Here is a 16,686-nt window from a genome sequence, read left to right as displayed (position 1 = left end):
CCACCCCGACTCAGGTCCGAAGCGCAAGGTGCACAAGCGGGTAGGGACGACCGTCCCCGTCGAGCTCGCTGCGGCCAATCTGTGTGAAGCCGTGGCTCAGATAGAACCGGTGCGCGCCCGCGTTCTGCTCGTTCACGTCGACCCTGGTCACGCTGTGGCGGGAGACGGCCTCCGCGAGGAGTGCGGTCCCAATCCCAGAGCCGCGGGCAGCGGCCGACACAAACAGCATCTCCAGCCCGCCGTCGGCAACCCCCGCGAACCCGAGCGGCACGCCGCCCCGCTCCGCGACGAGAAGCGTCACCGCAGGAAAGTAAGCCGCCGCGAGGTTCTGTTCGATGCGCTCGAAGTCTGAGCCGGCGAGGAAGTCGTGGGTGGCGAGCACCGCGCTGCGCCAGATGGCGACCAGCGCGGGGTACTCAGCGGGGCCGAGCGTGGGCCTGAGTGTCAGCGGGTGGTCCTGTTCGTGCACCGGGCAAGTATCGCATCGCCGCGCTGGGTGCGCAGAATATGGGCGGCGTCATGACCGCGTGCGTTCGCGCGCGGTCCCGGTCCCTCCGCGCGCGGTCCCGGTCCCTCCGCGCGCGGTCCCGGTCCCTCCGCGGCCGCGTGCGGCAGCGGCCTGGCCTGGCCTGGCCTGATCTGGCCTGGCCTGATCTGGCCTGGCCCCGCTCAAGGACTCTAGGCTAGTCGTGGACGAGCGTCTTGCGCATTTTCACGCTCGTCGTCTCGTAACCGAGCGACTCGTACAGGCCGCGAGCCGAGCTGTTGAACCCGAACACGCTCAGACCCAGCGTTGAGGCTCCGAGGGAACTCGCGTACTCCTCGGCGAGGCGCATTCCAGCCTTGCCGTACCCCCGGCCGCGGTGCTCCGGCTCGACGGCGATGTCCCAGATCCACCAGGCCCGCGGATCGTCGGAGTGGTCAGTTCCTACCCAGACGTATCCCACGGTGACGCCTTCGCCGTCGACCAAGTCGAAGACCGCATTGTCGGCGGCGGCTCGCGCCTCCGGGAACGCCCCCGCAATTGTCGCCCGCGCCTGAATTCGCGCCTCGTCGTCGGAGCTGCCCAGCGTGACGAGGTCTGCCGCGTACGCGCTGGAGCAGCGCTCGATCCAGAGGCCGAACTGCTCGGGAGTCACTGGGACGAGATGTATAGGCACTCGCTCAGCCTAGCCGCGAGTATCGGCCGAGAGCGTCACCGGCGTCTCGACGCGGCGATGCGTGCTCGTGCGGGCTGGCCTTGCGCGGGTAGCGCGCACCTGTGAGGATGGGGCAGCGACCGGGACGAGCTTGGCAGGGGCGGCAGTGAGCAATCGAAATACGCTGAGCGTGGCCGACGGTGCGTTCGTGGTGATCCCGCGCGGCATGGACCGGGTCTGGGGCTTTCGGAAACGCATCACGGTCCCACTTGACCGGATCGCGGAGGTGGGCGTCGAACCTCATCCGCAGCGTGTCCCCACTGGCTGGCGCGGCCCCGGGCTCGACGCATTCGGGAAACTGAGCGGCACGTTTCACCCATCGGGAGAGCGGAACTACTTGAACGTCTCTGGGGCCGGACCGGCGTTGATGATCCGAATCGATGGCGGGGACCCGTTCGATCGCCTGTACCTGTCCGTTGCCGACGCGGATGCCTCGTGCCGGCTGGTCTGTGACGCGGTGAAGCTCTGGGGCGCAGCCTCGCCCGACGAATAGTGAGGGGCAGCCGCCGGGTGGCGCTGCTTCGGAGGCCCGGGCGGTGACGAGATTCGGCGCGCAGTTCGCGCGGCCCGGGCGACCGGGCCCCGACCTGCGAGGCTCCGATCCCTTGTGTAGGGTCAGAGTTATGCGTGCGGGTCCGGACGCCAGGATCGCCGACATCGCCCCCGAGGTCGGCGTCGCAGTGCTCGCCGGAGGGCTGGGGTGGCTCGCCGCCCCACCGAGCGGACTCGTGCTCCACTGGAGTGCCGACGGCGACCCCGGGTGGTCGATGGCGGCCCCCACCTACGCGATCGTGGCCGCACTGACCACCCTGGTTTTGGGGCGCTGGATCCGCCTCTTCGTGGCACACCGGACCGGGCTGCTCTTCAGGCTTTCCGGGACTCTCGCGGCCGCCACGCTGTGCGTGTCCTTCGCCGGGCTGCAGCGGTTCTGGGTGGGCGGCGGTCCGATCTTCGGCGCGCTCGGCCTGGCGGCCGTGGTCTACACCGCCCTGGTCTGGTTCAGCCCGCGGGACGAGACGCAGCAACTCACGGCCCCACAGTGGGAAGCGGACGACGAGTACGAAGAGGACGGCGAGGATCGGGGCGAGTAGCGCGCTGCCGCTACCCCGTGAGGTCAGCGAACGCGTCCGCTTGGGCGCGTTGGGTGCGAGCCGCCTGTGCGTTCAAGTTCGTGTTCCACGGGGGATACACCCGAAACCCGCGCTTTCCTCGGGCGCGCGAGGACCGCACGACACCGAGCTTCGTGAGGTGTTCCCGCGTGAACGTGAACACCCCGAACCGGTCCGCGTCACTCACGAACACCATGAGGCCGGCGCACTCGTCGGAACTCTCGAACGGCTCGGTCGCCCCCGACGGCGAGCGTCGCCACACGGCCACGAACGCCCCCGGCTTTGTGGGCGTGATTCGTGCGGTTCGGATACGCCACGTGCCAGATCCGATCGTTGCCAGACCTGACTCGTAGTCGCTGCTCTGCTCCTCGGGGAGAACGTGAGCCGGCTCGGCCCCGATGCGCCGCTGGTACCGCTCGAACGCTGAAAATATCATTCACCGAGCGTACCCAGCTGTCGCAGCCCCGTCGGAAACGGCGGTTCTGCGGCAGCTGGGTGAGTGGTCACACTGCGTCTCCCACCACCGGCCCCTCCGTGTTCGGCTTCCACCCGAGCGCCGGGGCAACGTGCTCGGCGAACGCCTGCATGATGTGCAGGTTGTACTCCGGGCCGAGCTGGTTGGGGATGGTGAGCATGAGGGTGTCCGCCGCCATCACCGCGTCGTCGGCGAGCAGCTGCTCGATGAGCTTGTCGGGGGTGTCCGCGTAGGTCTTGCCGAACGTGGAGCGCATGCCGTCGATGATGCCGACCTGGTCTTGCCCGTCGCGGCCGCGCAGCCCGAAGTAGAGCTCGTCCTGCTCGGTGACGATCGGGAACACGCTGCGGCTCACGGAGACGCGGGGCGCCCCGGTGTGGCCCGCGGCCTTGTACGCGGCGCGGAACCGATCGATCTGATCCTTCTGAAGCACGTGCAGGGGTTCGCCGGTCGCCTCGGTGAGCAGGGTTGAGCTCATGAGGTTGAGGCCCTGCCGCCCGGTCTGCTCCGCGGTGTCGCGGGATCCCGCACCCCACCAGACGTGGTCACGCAGGGTGGGGGACTGCGGCTCGATCGCGAGGCGTCCCGGGGGCGCCATCTGCGGGTCGCTGTCGACGAGGGCGTCGCCCTCGATCGCGCTCATGAAGAGCTCAAACTTGTCGCGGGCGATGTCGGCGCCGCGCGGATCCTCGGAGCCGTGGTAGCCGAACGCCTCGTAGCCGCGGATCGCGGTCTCGGGTGATCCCCGGCTCACGCCGAGCGCCAGTCGCCCGTCCGAGATGAGGTCGAGTGCGGCCGCCTCCTCGGCGAGGTAGAGCGGGTTTTCGTAGCGCATGTCGATCACACCGGTGCCCACCTCGATGCGCTTGGTGCGCGCCGCCATCGCGGTGAGGAGCGGGATCGGCGAGGCCGCCTGCCGGGCGAAGTGGTGCACGCGGACGTAGGCGCCGTTGACACCGATTTCGTCGGCGCCCTCGGCGAGCTCGATCGTCTGGCGCAGCATGTCGCCGGCGGTGCGCACGCGCGAGCCGGGGACGGGGCCGTAGTGGCCGAATGACAGGAATCCGAATGCTCTCATGTGGAGTGAAACACGCGCCGCAGATTTATATTCCTGCGCATCTAGTTTGATCCCGATGCCGCCACTGACCTGGGCCGGAGTCTCGGCCAGCCGGGTTCGGCGCCGCTCGCTGGCGGGCACACGCTCCCCGGTGAGCCCGGGGTGCCGACCGCACACGGCACCGGGGGACGACCCTGATCATACCCAGGGCGGATCCGCCTCCGGCCGCGCGCTCGTAGCGTCGAAGCATGGACATTCAATCGAGCGACATGGGTCTGGTTGCGCGCGTCGCCAACCTCAGCAAGCACTACGGGCGCGGGGACCACCGGGTTACCGCCCTCGACGACATCTCGATCGGGATCCGGCGTGGCCAGTTCACGGCGATCATGGGGCCGTCCGGATCCGGGAAGTCGACCCTCATGCACGTGATGGCCGGGCTCGACACCGCCACCGAGGGCCGCGTCTGGCTCGGCGACGACGAGATCACTCACCTCGGCGACGCCGAGCTCACCCGGCTGCGCCGACGCCGGATCGGCTTCGTGTTCCAGTCGTTCAACCTCGTCCCCACGCTCGACGTGATGGGCAACCTGCGCCTGCCGTTCGAACTCGACGGGCGCGGCGTCTCCGCCGTCGACCGCGAGCGCATCGGCGCGCTCGTCCACGCGCTCGGCCTTTCAGGCCGCACGAGCCACCGTCCGCACGAGCTCTCGGGCGGACAGCAGCAGCGCGTGGCGATCGCGCGCGCACTCGCCACGCAACCCGACGTGATCTTCGCCGACGAGCCCACCGGGGCGCTCGACTCGCGCACGGGCCGCGAGGTGCTCGGGCTGCTGCGCGCGGCGGTAGTGCAGCAGGGGCAGAGCATCGCGATGGTCACGCACGACCCGGTCGCGGCGAGCCACGCGGACCGGATCCTGTTCCTCGCCGACGGCCGCATCGTCGCGGACCGGGGTCCGATGACCCCCGAGCAGATCTCCTCCGCGATGCTCGGCCTCGAAGCGGTGGCGGTATGAAGACCGGCGCCGGAATCAGGGAGCACGGGGCGACCGTCATCGTCGCCGCGCTCAGCACGCTCTTCGCCGCCACCCTGATCCTGTTCACCGGGATCATGACCGCGGCGCTCGACCCAGACCTGCTCGAGGCATCCGGCACCTTCCGGGCCGTGCTGCTCATGGTGTCTGGGGTGTTCATCGTGATCGCCCTGTACGTGGGCGCGATCGTCACCGCAAACACCTTCGCCACGATCATCGCCGGCCGCACGCGCACGATCGCACTCCTGCGGCTCGTCGGTGCGACCTCGCGGCGCGTGCGCTCGCGCGTCGCCGCCGAGGGGCTCGCGATGGGCGCCATCGGCGCGGCGATCGGGTGGCTGCTCGCGCTCGCGCTCGCGTTCGCCGCGGTGACCTGGGGCCCACAGCTCGGCTGGCTCCCCGAGGGCCGCGATTACCCGCTGTTTGACCCGCTGACGATCGGCGCAATCGGCGTCGTGGTGCTCACCACCTGGGTGGCCGCCTGGGCCGGATCCCGCCGTGTCGGATCCGTGTCGCCGATCGCGGCGACGGGCGCCGCCGTCGAGCTGCGCCCGGACGCCGCGCGCGGCCGCACCGCCCGCACCGTGTGGGCAATGATCCTCATCATCCTCGGTGCCGTACTGCTGGCCCTCGGCTTGCTGCTCGGCCTGCTCACCCCGCTCGCACTGCTCGTCGCCTTCTTCGGCGGGCTGCTCTCGTTCACCGGGATTGCGCTCGGCGCGCACGTCATCATGCCGCCGATCCTGCGCCTCACGGGGAAGGTGCTCGGGCAGGGGCCCACCGCGCGCCTCGCCGCCGCCAACGCCACACGCTTCCCCGAGCGCAGCGCCAGGGCGACGATCGGCCTCGTGATCGGGGTCACCCTCGTCACGATGTTCGCGGTCGCGCTCGACACCTACGGCAGCATGACGCTCATGGCGTTCGACAACGATCCGGCGCTCGCCGCCGCATTCGACGAGTCGCTCGCGATCACCACCGCCGTCTTCACCGGCCTCGTGGGGTTCTCCGCAATCATCGCCGCCGTTGGCATGGTGAACACGCTCTCGCTGAGCGTGCTCCAGCGCACCCGCGAGCTCGGCCTGCTGCGAGCGCTCGGCTTCACGGGCGGGCAGGTGCGCCGCATGGTGATCGCCGAGAGTGCGCAGATGACGCTCGCGGCGCTCGGTTTCGGGCTCGTGCTTGGGATCTTCTACGGCTGGGCGGCGGCGCAGTCGCTGCTCGGCTCGCAGGCAGGGCTCGCGTGGCCCACGATCCCCTGGCCCGTGATCGCCGGCATCGTGGTCTTCGGCCTCGCGCTCGCGGTCACGGCCGCGGTGGCCCCGGCGCGGCGCGCGATCCGCGTCTCCCCGGTTGTCGCGCTCGCGATCGACTGACCCGGGGGAGCGGGCTGGCGGTTAGTCGGCCCGCGCTGCCGCACTGCCGCCCGCCGTGTGTGCTGGAGCGCCGGGCCGGCGTCCGCCGCCCGGCGCCCGGCCCGGTGGGCGCAGGCGCGCCGGTCCCTTCGGCCCGGCGGGCGCAGGCGCGCCGGACCGCCGCCCCGCGCTCGAGACGCGCGGGCCCGCGCCCCAGGCGCGGTTGAGCCAGCAGGGCTAGGCTGGCTCCATGAGCGTTGTGATTGATCCCAGTTTCGATCCCGTCCCTTCTCTGACCCGCGCGGTCGACGTTCGCGTCGCCGACGCGGCCGCTGTTGCGGCCGCCCCCGCGCGCGCCTGCTTCGTGCCGGCCGAGGGAGACCTGCCAGACTGTGAGTGCCTCACGGGGGTCACCCGGGACGCGCTCGCCGCGGCCGGGTTCACCGGGGCGAAGAACCAGACCATCGTGCTGCCGGGCGCCCAGCTCTGCGTACTCGTCGGCACCGGTGCCGGCCTTGAGACGAGCGCCGGGCTGCGCGACGCGGTCGCCGCGTTCACCCGCGCCGCCCACGAATCCCCGAGCCTCGCGCTCGACCTGAGCGACGCGCTCCTCGCGGGAATCGCCGCCGACGAGGCCGCGCTCGCCGCAACCGAGGGCGCGCTCCTCGCGCGCTACCGCTTCGATGCGCTCAAGAGCGACCCGAAGACGGTCGAGCTCACCGAGCTCGTGCTCGCGGTGCCCGGCGATGCGCAGAGCGCCGCGCAGGCCGGTGTCGCACGCGGCCTCGTGCTTGCTCGCACCGCCGCGATCGCCCGTGACCTCGCGAACACGCCGCCGCGCCACCTCAGTGCGGTGAAGTTCGCCGAGGTGATCGAGCGTCTTGCCCCAGACTTCGGCCTCGAGGTCGAGGTCTTCGATCGCGCCGCCCTCATCGAGCTCGGCACGGGCGGGCTGCTCGGGGTCAACGCCGGCAGCATTGAAGAGCCGCGCATGATTAAGGTGAGCTACCGGCCGGCCGACGCCGACGGGCACCTCGCCCTGATCGGCAAGGGCATCATGTACGACTCGGGCGGGATCAGCCTGAAGCCGTCGAACGCGATGCACGCCGCCATGAAGTTCGACATGATGGGCGCCGGCTCGGTGTTCGCGAGCATGACGGCGCTGCGCGAGCTCGGCGTCTCGACCGCCGTGACTGGCTGGCTGATGTGCACCGACAACATGCCCTCGGGCAGCGCGACAAAGCTGGGCGACGTGCTCACCATGCGCGGCGGCAAGACCGTCGAGGTGAAGAACACCGACGCCGAGGGCCGGCTCGTGATGGCCGACGGCCTCGTGCTCGCCACGGAGGACGCCAGCGTCGCGGATCGCCGCCCCGACGCGATCGTCGACATCGCGACCCTCACCGGGGCCGTCATGGCGGCGCTCGGCACGCGCACCGCCGGCATGCTCGCGAACAACGACCAGGTCGCGGAGCAGCTGCAGGCCGCTGCCGACCTCACCGACGAGAACATCTGGCGCTTCCCCCTCGACCGCCGCTACCGCGAGCAGCTGAAGTCGAACGTCGCGGACCTGTCGAACATCGGCGGCCAGTACGCCGGCGTGATCCTCGCGGCGCTGTTCCTCGACGAGTTCGTCGACGGCACACCGTGGGGTCACCTCGACATCGCGGGCACCATGCAGGCCGAGAGCGACGACCTGTGGCGTTCGGTGGGGTCCACCGGCTTCGGCGCGCGCCTGCTCGTGCAGTTCGCCGACGACTTCGTCGCCCCCGCGGGAGCGTAACCGTGACCGGCCTGCTGCGCGATCTCGACGCCTACATCAGCACCTTCGCCGCCTTCGTGACGGCGGCACCCACCTCGTACCACGCTGCGCACGAGGTGTCGGCGCAGCTGACGGCGGCGGGATTCGCGTCGCACGCCGAGGACGCACCGTGGGAGCCGCTCGCGGCCGGCGGGAGCGGCTTCGTGGTGCGCGACGGCGCCGTGATCGCGTGGCGAGCCGGATCCCGCGTGTCCGCGACGAGTCCCGTGCGGGTGCTCGGCGTGCACACCGACTCACCCGGCTTCGTGCTGAAGCCGCACCCCGACTTCCGCGCAGACGGCTGGGCGCAGGCCGGCGTTGAGGTCTACGGCGGGCCGCTGCTGAACTCCTGGCTCGATCGGGATCTGGGCATCGCCGGCCGAGTCGTCACCCGCAACGGGGTCGAGTGCCTGGTGCAGACGGGAGCCGTGGCGCGGATCCCGCAGCTCGCGATCCACCTCGACCGCGAGGCAAACTCCGGGCTCACGCTCAACAAGCAGCGCCACGTGCAGCCGGTGCTGGCGGTCGGGGACAGCGCCGAGGGCGTTTCGGTCGCCGGCCTGCTGAGCGAAGCGGGCTGTGCGGGCGGATCCGGGTTCGCGCCCGACGAGATTGCGGGGGCGGACGTGCGCCTCTTCGACACGCAGCCGCCGCAGCGGATCGGCGCGACGAGGGAGTTCTTCGCCTCCCCGCGCCTCGACAACCTGAGCTCCACCTACGCGGGGCTCGTTGCCCTGCTCGAGACCGAGCCGGCGCCCGGCACCATTGCGGTGCTCGCCGCGTTCGACCACGAGGAGCTCGGCTCCGAGACGCGCTCCGGGGCGGCGGGCCCGTTCCTCGCTGATGTGCTCGGGCGGCTGCGCGCCGGGCTCGGCGCGACCCGCGACGAGGAAGCGCAGGCGCTCGCCGCGTCCTGGTGCGTGTCTGCCGATGCCGGGCACTCGGTGCACCCGAACTACCCGGAGAAGCACGACCCCAACGTGCGCCCGCTCGCCGGCCGCGGCCCGATGCTCAAGGTCAACGCGAACCAGCGCTATGCGAGCGACGCGCACGGTGCAGCGCTCTGGACACGAGCGTGCGCCGACGCCGAGGTGCCCACGCAGGAGTTCGTCTCGAACAACACCGTGCCCTGCGGGTCGACGATCGGCCCGATCACGGCGACGCGGCTCGGGATCCGCACGGTTGATGTGGGGGTTCCCCTGCTCTCGATGCACTCAGCGCGCGAGCTCGCGCACGTCGCAGACCTCCACGGCCTCGCGCGCGTGACCGGCGCGTTCTTCGCGGGGGCCTGAGCGCGGGGCTGCACTGAGCGCCCGGGGTGTGCGTCCGCGCATCCCGGGCGCTTTTGCGTGTGCGCGGCAGCGCTGCGCCCCGCTGCAGCTGCCGCAGCCCCACCGAACTATACTCCGAGCCCCTCCCTGAGGCCGACCCCGCCGAGTGTAGGCAAAAGGGCCCTTCGCGAATCGCGAAGGGCCCTTTTGCCTACACTCGAGCCTGGTGAGGTGGGCGCAGCGCGGCGGGGTGCAGTGCCGCGCGGCGGGGTGCAGCGCGGCGGGGTGCAGTGCAGACTACTGAGGGTAAGGGGAACCTCACGCCCAATCCGACGCACCCTTCCACGCAGGGGCTGCGGGTGGGCACGCAAGGGAGGAGCGGATCAGCACGGACATTGCCCGGCCCGCAGCCACGGATCCGGAGGCCCCGCGAGAATTGAAGCGTAGACACCGATCCCCACCCGAAGGATGTATGCGCCTCACACGCCCCAGCTCTCGTTCAGCCCACCTTCTCGCCAGCGCAGCGTTGCTCGTCCCACTTGCCGGATGCAGCTCCGCAGCCGCGGCAGATCTTCCCGCGGGGTTTCCGAGCACGGTTCCCGTGCCGGCCGCGGCGGAACTGATCGAGTCTGAGCACGATTTCTGGGCGCTGCGAGCTCCGGCGGAGGACGCCACGGCCCTCGCGGACGCGCTGCAGGAGTTGCGCGACGCCGGGTTCGTGGAGATCGGCAGTACCGGCGGGGGCGTAGGCCGGTCAGTCTCACTCGCGAACGGCTCTCACGCGGTCCGGCTCGGATTCGAGCGCCACGGTGACGATGCGTTCGTGACCTACGGCGTCGCCAAGCGCTAGCCGCGCTCGCCCCGTACTCCGGCGTCCCGGATCCGCACACCGCGGCTCCGGGCGCTGCTTCGCCCTGCACCGCTGCGGCTACAGCCCCGCACCGGTGGCGCACTGATCCGTGCGCGCACCCCATCATGCTCCGACCCAGAAAGCACTGAAATGTCCAAGAACTCTCTCTCACGATTCGCCTCGGGCGTCAGGATCGTTGGATCGATCGCCACGGGCGCGCTTGTCGCGGGCGGCCTCGCTGCCGTCGCCGTGCCGGCGCACGCGCAGGAGCAGGCGCTCTTTACGAGCACGTACGCCGACGCACCGAAGGCCGGCATGTCCCCGAGCGGTGCCGCTGGAACCGCCGTCTATGCCAAGACCTACTGGACCAACACGAGCGGCGAAAACTACAACGGCGCCTTCACGATTGCCGCGGAGGCGGTTCCCGGAGCGCAGTACCACGAGTCCAGCTCGGTCACCGCATCGTCGTACTTCTCAAATGTGTGGACACCGCAGACCGCGGGCGTGCAGCTCCTGAAAGACTATTGCACGGTTTCGGCGGCGGCCAGTCATATCGAGTGCACCTTCACCGCGACCAACTGGGGGCCAGGACACATCATGGAGGTCATGCTCCCAATGTTCCTCCCCGTGGGCGCGCCGCTCGACACGTTTCAGAACGCCGCGGCCACGCTCACGGTCGACGGCGCTGCGTACCCCGGGCTGATCTGGACACGCGCCACCTCCGTCACTGATATCCAGAATGCCGTGACCGCGGGTCAAGACGGATCCGACCTCGCCGGAACCGCACCGTCCGGCACTGTGGTGTCGATCGCAGACTCGCGAGGCGTGAAGGTCGGCTCGGCGCGGGCCGCTGGGAAGCTTGGCGCCTGGTCGATCCCCCACCCCGGGTATTCGGACATCCTGACCCCCACGTACACCGCGGTTGACGGTGCCGTCTCAACAGGTGAGCCATTCATGTACTGGGCCACGCAGCTGAGCTACCTCACGCCGGCCGAGGGCACCGCGATCAGTGATACCGATGCGTTCACCGGCACTGGGGAGCCAGGCTCCACTGTCGCGCTGAGCGACGATACCGGCGTCGAACTCGGCGCCGCGTACACGAACCCGGGCGGGCAGTGGACCGTAGTGCCCGACGCGGCAGCCCCCGCAGGTGCCCGCACGTTTACGGCCCGGGAGATCACCGACCGCGGCCACACCCGGTCGGCGACGCTCGACGCAACCGTGCTGGGGAACGTCTCGCCCGAGGAATCCACACTTGCAGCACACGCGGCTCAGCTGGTGGTCGACGCTGAGGGCGGATTTCAGATTATTGTCACCACCCGTGACAGTGACGGCAACGCGCTGTACCGGCCGGACACCACGATCGAGCTCGATACCAGCTTCGGCACGCTGACGGACATGACTGACCGCGGCGACGGCACCTATGCCTTTGCGCTGAGTTCTGAGCGTGTCGGCGGGTCCACGGTGTCGGTGCGAATCAACGGGGTTGAGGGGGCCGAGATGCTGCATCTCGCGTTCGTCGCTGGCGACGCCACTCTCGAAAACTCGACGCTCACGGTCGACCGCGACGCGATTCGCGCAGACGGCATTACCGCGAGTACGGTCACTGTGCAGCTGCGGGATCGCTTCGACAACCCGCGCACGAGCGGCGGCGAATCCGTCAGGATTCACTCGTCGCTCGGGACCGTGAGCGCCACGACGGATCACGGTGACGGCAGCTACTCCGCCACCGTCTCCGGGACCACGCCAGGCGCCGCAACGGTCGTCTTCACGCTTGGCGGGGCACCGGCGGCCGCGCAGGCGACCATTGAACTGCGCGAACTCGTTGTGCTCGCACCCCCGACGGGGATCCTGTCGAGCGCAACCGTTGCCACCGGCAAGGGGACCCCCGGCGCCACCATCGTGATTACCTACCAAAACCTTGACGACCAGGTCGTGGGGACCGCGGTGGTCGGCGCCGACGGCGACTGGCGGATCGAGTACGCCTCGCCGCAGCCCACCGGATTCCTGGCCACCTACGCGACCGACGGATCCGGCGATCGCTCGGACATCCAACCGTTCAGGGTGGACGCGACGCCACCGACCGCACCGATCCTGCACCCCTCGAACGGCACGAGCGTCTCGGGTTCCGGCGAGCCAGGCGCCGCGCTCTCGCTGCGCGACGCAGCCGGCACCGAGATCACGCGCATCGTGATCCCCGCCGATGGCGCCTTCACGATCGTGCTCGATCCCGCTGTCGTACACGGCACGGTGCTCCACGCCACCGTAACCGACCGCGTCGGCAATGAGGGCCCCGGGACCGCCGTGCGGGTGGACGGGGAAGCCCCGAACGCCCCCGTCGTCGCTCCATCCGCCGGCGCGGTCGTCGTGGGGACCGGCGAACCGGGCACCGCGGTCACCGTCACGAATGCCCTCGGTGAAACCGTCGCAACCGGAAGCGTGGACTCAGAGGGCCGCTTCTCGGTCGAGCTCACAGCCCCCGCGCTCGACGGCGACGAGCTCCGCGTGGTGCTCACCGACGTTGCGGGCAACGCGTCGGACGTCACCGTGGTGGTCGTTGACGCTGTCGCGCCGGATGCTCCCGACGCCGCGCCGACCAGTGGCGCCACGGTGACGGGGACGGCCGAGCCCGGGGCAACCGTTGTGATCGCGGATCCGGACGGGACCGTGCGTGCAACCGGGGTCGCGAACGAGCGCGGCGAGTTCTCCATCGAGATCGCACCGAGTGCCGAGCACGGCGCTGAGCTCGCGGTGTCGGCGCGTGACGCCGCCGGAAACACCTCCGCGCCCGTCACGATTGTGGTCGACGCCGCGGCGCCAAACGCTCCAGCTGTGGCGCCCACCCAGGGCACGATCGTGACCGGCCACGGCGAGCCCGGGGCGACCGTCGTGGTGCGTGATACGGCCGGCACACTGATCGGCACCGGGACCGTGGCCGACCAGGGAACCTTCAGCGTCACCCTCGATCCCGCCGCTCCGCACGGAACTGAGTTGCTCGTGGAGCTTCGGGACGCCGCGGGAAATACCTCCGAGGTGTCGCCACTCACCGTGGACTCCGAGAGCCCCGATACCCCAGTCGTCGACGGGCTCGTCGATGCGGTGCTTCGCGGCACCGGTGAGCCGGGCGCGACTGTTGCGGTGCGCGGCGAGGACGGCACAGTTCTCGGCGAGGTCATGGTCGGGAGCGACGGGGCGTTCGTGATCGAGTTGTCCGTGGCCCCCGCCCCGGGCGCCATCCTCACCATTACCGCGACCGACCCCAGCGGCAACGTGTCTGCGGATCTGACCCACGTGGTCCCGGAGGAGATCGTGCCTGAGGAGACCGAGGAAACTGCACCCGAGGAGACCGAGGAGACCGAGGAGACCGAGGGGACCGAGGGGACCGAGGAGACTGCTCCCGAGGGGACCGAGGAGACCGAGGCTGATGACACCGCGCCGGGCGATGCTGGGGAGACCGTGCCGGGGGACGCTGGGTCGGTAGAGGGCCCCGGGGGCGATAGTTCCGGGAATGCCGGGTCCGGCGCGGCCGCTGGTCTCGGCGGCGCACCGACCGGTGGTGGTCCCGTCGCCGGGACCGTGGCCGAGCACGGCGAGGGCCTCGCAACGACGGGGGCTGCGCGGGGCGGGCTCGCGCTCGGGGCCGCGGCCGCGCTGATGGCGCTGGGCGGGCTGGTGCTGCTGGCGCTGCGCCGCCGCGCCGCGTAGCTCGCCCCGCACCCAGCACTGCCCCGGATCCGACCTGATCCCTCACATCCGACCCGGTTCTCAGACGCACGGATCCCGCGAACCGGGTCGGAGGCGCGCTACCGGGTCGGATATGCGGGGCGTCGGCGCGGAGACCAGCGGTGCAGGGCTCGATGGGGGCGCAGAGACTTCGTATTCCGGATAGCGTTTCTCCAGCGCACCGGGCATCCTTGTCACACACCTTCAACCAGCGTCGCGGGAAAGGGACAAAGATGCGTGACGATTTCAAGGCAGCCATGCGCGAGTGGCGCACCGGCATGTGTCTGGTCACGAGCCTGGACGCGGAGGGCAGGCCGATCGGGCTGATCTGCAACTCGTTCGCCTCGCTCTCGCTCGCTCCGCCCCTGATCAGCTGGGCCGTTGACCATGGCTCATCATCGATCGCGGGCTGGCGCGCGGCCGGATCCTACGCGCTCCACGTGCTGCCGCCGATCCCCGAGCCCCTCAACCACCCGCTCGTCGCGGCGTTCGCGCGGCGCGGTGGCGACAAGTTCGCCGGCCTTCGGTTTGCGCACAACGCGAACGGTGATCCGGTGTTCCCCGAGCTCCCTACCCGCTTTGACTGCGTGCTTCACCAGCGGATCGAGATCGGCGACCACGACCTCATGGTCGGGCGGCCGACGGCGATCACCCACCCCGCACAGAAACGAGAATCATGAACCGCGACATCCTCAATGGCGAAGATTTCAAGCTCGGCCTTTTCTCCCCGAATTGCTCCGGCGGCCTCGCCGTTACCACTATCCCTGAACGCTGGAGCGCCAGTTGGGAAGACAACCTGGCGCTCGCGCAAGCCGCGGAGACCGCCGGCATCGACTTCCTGCTGCCGATTGCCCGCTTCATCGGATACAAAGGGGAGACGAATTTCCACGGCTCAGTGCTCGATCCGATCGTGTGGGCCGCGGGTCTCCTCGCGAGCACGAAACGTATCAACGTGTTTTCGACCGTGCACACGGCGTTCAATAACCCAATGGTGGTCGCCAAGCAGATCGCTACCCTCGATCAGATCGGCGGGGGCGGCCGCGCGGGCCTGAACGTGGTTGCTGGCTGGAACCTGCCTGAGTACGAGGCGCTCGGTGCGCCAATGCCCGAGGCGCACGACGATCGCTACGGTTTCGCCGCGGAGTGGCTCGACGTGATTGAACGCGCTTGGGCGGCCGAGGGGAAATTTCAGTACGACGGCAAGTTCTACCAGCTCAAGGACAGCGAGACCGAACCGAAGCCGCGCGGCGGGCGGGTGCCGATCCTGAACGCCGGGTCCTCGACGCAGGGGCGCGACTTCGCCGCACATTTCTCTGACTTCGCGTTCACGATCATCCCCGACGCTGAGACGGGCGCCGGCATCGTGCGCACTATGAAGGAGCAGGCGCGCGCAAGCTATCAGCGCGAGGTCGGCGTGCTCACCCTTGGGCACGTGGTGTGCCGGGAGACTCGCGCGGAGGCTGAGGACTACCTCGCCTACTACGCCGACGAGCACGCTGACTGGGGCGCGGTCGACTACCTGATGGGCCTGCAGGGAATGCACGCGCAGTCGTTCACCCCTGAGATGCTGCAGACCATGCGCTCGCGCTTCGCCTCCGGACACGGTTCGTTGCCGGTCGTGGGTACCCCGGAGGAAGTTGCCGAGCAGATCCGGGCGGTGAGCGACGCCGGGTTTGACGGGATGACGCTCGCGTTCGTCGACTACACGCGCGAGGTCACGCAGTTTGGACGCGAGGTGATGCCGATCCTCGAACGGATGGGTGTGCGCCTCCCGCGAGAGTAATGCCGCTCCCGCTGCTGACCGACTACCCGCTGGCGCGCGCTGCAAGCCCGGGGCGGCTGCGCGACGCCGTTGGCTCGCTCACCGGGTACGGGCACGCGGTGCACGGAGAGGAGCCGGGGCGGCCGCACGGCGTGGTGAACGGGTTGCGGGCGGCGGAGCTGTCTCTGGTCTACGTCGCGTACGCGACGCGAGTGTGCGTGGTTGCGCCGCCAACGGGGCACCACGTGGTGTTGGTTGTGCCGCTTGGCCCGATGCGCGTCGAGACCACCGGCACCGCTGCGGAGCTCACGGCGCCGTTTGCCCTCTCGGCCTCGGCAGAGACGAGGATGGTGCCGGATCCAGACGCCGGCGCCCTCGTCGGCGCGGTGGCGCTCGAAGATCTGACCGCGGCGTTGCGCGTGGGGTACGGGGACGAGCGCGACATCACGATTGACCTCGCACAGCCCCGGCCGCTCCCGGTGCAGGGCGGGCCAGCGCTGCGGCGCGCGTGGGCGGACTACGCGCGCGGCCCAGCCGGCGATCCGGCATTGCTTGTAGATCGGGTGATGATCGGCCTCGCGCCCTACACGAGCTCCGGGACCTCCGCGGGATCGAGCTCGCCTCCCGCATACCTCGCTCACGCGGTCCGGCACCTGCGCCGGCATCTCGCTGAGCCGGTCTCCCTCGCGGAGCTGGGTACCGCGGTGGGGATCGGGGCCAGGCAATTGCAGCTCGCATTCCAGGCTCACCTCGGCTGCACCGCGCAGGAGTATCTGCGCCAGGCCCGGCTTGACCGGGCGTGGGCGCTGTTGCGCGACGGGCGGGGACGCTTGGCGCCAAGCATCGCTGCGGTCGCGGCGGAGGTGGGGATCCCGCACTGCGGAAGGTTCTCACACTACTTCGCGGCTCGTTTCGGTGTGCGGCCCTCCGAGCTGCGCGAGTAGCGCTCGCGCCCGCGCTTCTGCCCGCCCGCGCTCGCGTGCGCGTCCCGCCCGGTCCCGCGCTCGCTGAGTGTCGCCAAACGCCCCTTTCGGATCCCCTGACAGGGAGTTTTGC

Annotated in this window: 15 protein-coding genes; 11 read left to right on the top strand and 4 right to left on the bottom strand. The window is 70.2% G+C overall.

The features are described from left to right. Positions 1–10 precede the first annotated feature (10 nt). Together EV139_RS08000 and EV139_RS07995 are read right to left on the bottom strand one after the other, a co-directional pair. Positions 11–469, bottom strand: coding sequence for a GNAT family N-acetyltransferase (locus EV139_RS08000; RefSeq protein ID WP_130453792.1), 459 nt, complete (start codon positions 467–469; stop codon positions 11–13). Positions 470–683: 214 nt separating this feature from the next. Next, positions 684–1,160: a GNAT family N-acetyltransferase gene (locus EV139_RS07995; protein ID WP_130453791.1), complete on the bottom strand. Its 477-nt coding sequence runs from the start codon at positions 1,158–1,160 to the stop codon at positions 684–686. A 145-nt stretch (positions 1,161–1,305) separates the two neighbouring features. Between EV139_RS07995 and EV139_RS07990 the strand changes: the two genes are divergently transcribed. Both EV139_RS07990 and EV139_RS07985 read left to right on the top strand, forming a co-directional pair. Next, positions 1,306–1,692: a hypothetical protein gene (locus EV139_RS07990; RefSeq protein ID WP_130453790.1), complete on the top strand. Its 387-nt coding sequence runs from the start codon at positions 1,306–1,308 to the stop codon at positions 1,690–1,692. Positions 1,693–1,822: 130 nt separating this feature from the next. Then, a complete protein-coding gene (locus EV139_RS07985; RefSeq protein ID WP_130453789.1) occupies positions 1,823–2,290 on the top strand; it encodes a hypothetical protein in 468 nt (155 codons plus the stop codon). A gap of 10 nt (positions 2,291–2,300) precedes the next feature. Here the strand turns inward: EV139_RS07985 and EV139_RS07980 are convergent, their stop codons facing one another. Continuing rightward, positions 2,301–2,744, bottom strand: a complete 444-nt coding sequence (locus tag EV139_RS07980; RefSeq protein WP_130453788.1) for a MepB family protein — start codon at positions 2,742–2,744, stop codon at positions 2,301–2,303. Positions 2,745–2,811: 67 nt separating this feature from the next. Further along, positions 2,812–3,861, bottom strand: coding sequence for an LLM class flavin-dependent oxidoreductase (locus EV139_RS07975; protein ID WP_130453787.1), 1,050 nt, complete (start codon positions 3,859–3,861; stop codon positions 2,812–2,814). 227 nt (positions 3,862–4,088) lie between these two features. Here EV139_RS07975 and EV139_RS07970 point away from each other — a divergent pair, with 227 nt between their 5' ends. From EV139_RS07970 to EV139_RS07930, 9 genes are all read left to right on the top strand, one after another. Further along, complete coding sequence (locus EV139_RS07970; RefSeq protein WP_130453786.1) at positions 4,089–4,853, top strand: ABC transporter ATP-binding protein; 765 nt, start codon at positions 4,089–4,091, stop codon at positions 4,851–4,853. Further along, positions 4,850–6,244, top strand: a complete 1,395-nt coding sequence (locus EV139_RS07965; protein WP_130453785.1) for an ABC transporter permease — start codon at positions 4,850–4,852, stop codon at positions 6,242–6,244. The genes EV139_RS07970 and EV139_RS07965 overlap by 4 nt, the downstream gene beginning before the upstream one ends. Positions 6,245–6,473: 229 nt before the next feature. Further along, positions 6,474–8,006: a leucyl aminopeptidase family protein gene (locus EV139_RS07960; protein WP_130453784.1), complete on the top strand. Its 1,533-nt coding sequence runs from the start codon at positions 6,474–6,476 to the stop codon at positions 8,004–8,006. 2 nt (positions 8,007–8,008) lie between these two features. After that, entirely contained in the window at positions 8,009–9,316 is a 1,308-nt protein-coding gene (locus EV139_RS07955; RefSeq protein WP_130453783.1) for a M18 family aminopeptidase, read from the top strand. A 451-nt stretch (positions 9,317–9,767) separates the two neighbouring features. Continuing rightward, the gene (locus EV139_RS07950) at positions 9,768–10,145 is read left to right on the top strand and encodes a hypothetical protein (RefSeq protein ID WP_130453782.1); all 378 of its coding nucleotides are present in this window, start codon (positions 9,768–9,770) and stop codon (positions 10,143–10,145) included. A 150-nt stretch (positions 10,146–10,295) separates the two neighbouring features. Then, a complete protein-coding gene (locus EV139_RS07945; protein ID WP_130453781.1) occupies positions 10,296–13,850 on the top strand; it encodes an Ig-like domain-containing protein in 3,555 nt (1,184 codons plus the stop codon). A 251-nt stretch (positions 13,851–14,101) separates the two neighbouring features. Beyond that, positions 14,102–14,548 carry a flavin reductase family protein gene (locus tag EV139_RS07940; RefSeq protein WP_157993018.1) on the top strand — a complete coding sequence of 149 codons (447 nt, stop codon included), beginning with the start codon at positions 14,102–14,104 and terminating at the stop codon, positions 14,546–14,548. Continuing rightward, the gene (locus EV139_RS07935; protein ID WP_130453779.1) at positions 14,545–15,651 is read left to right on the top strand and encodes an LLM class flavin-dependent oxidoreductase; all 1,107 of its coding nucleotides are present in this window, start codon (positions 14,545–14,547) and stop codon (positions 15,649–15,651) included. Before EV139_RS07940 ends, EV139_RS07935 begins: the two co-directional genes overlap by 4 nt. Next, complete coding sequence (locus EV139_RS07930; protein WP_130453778.1) at positions 15,651–16,574, top strand: helix-turn-helix transcriptional regulator; 924 nt, start codon at positions 15,651–15,653, stop codon at positions 16,572–16,574. Before EV139_RS07935 ends, EV139_RS07930 begins: the two co-directional genes overlap by 1 nt. Positions 16,575–16,686 lie beyond the last annotated feature (112 nt).

Origin of the sequence: Leucobacter luti, assembly GCF_004217175.1 — a bacterium.
Classification (GTDB): domain Bacteria; phylum Actinomycetota; class Actinomycetes; order Actinomycetales; family Microbacteriaceae; genus Leucobacter; species Leucobacter luti.
The sequence above is the reverse complement of the archived record's forward strand: the minus strand, read 5'-3'. Positions and strand labels throughout refer to the sequence as shown.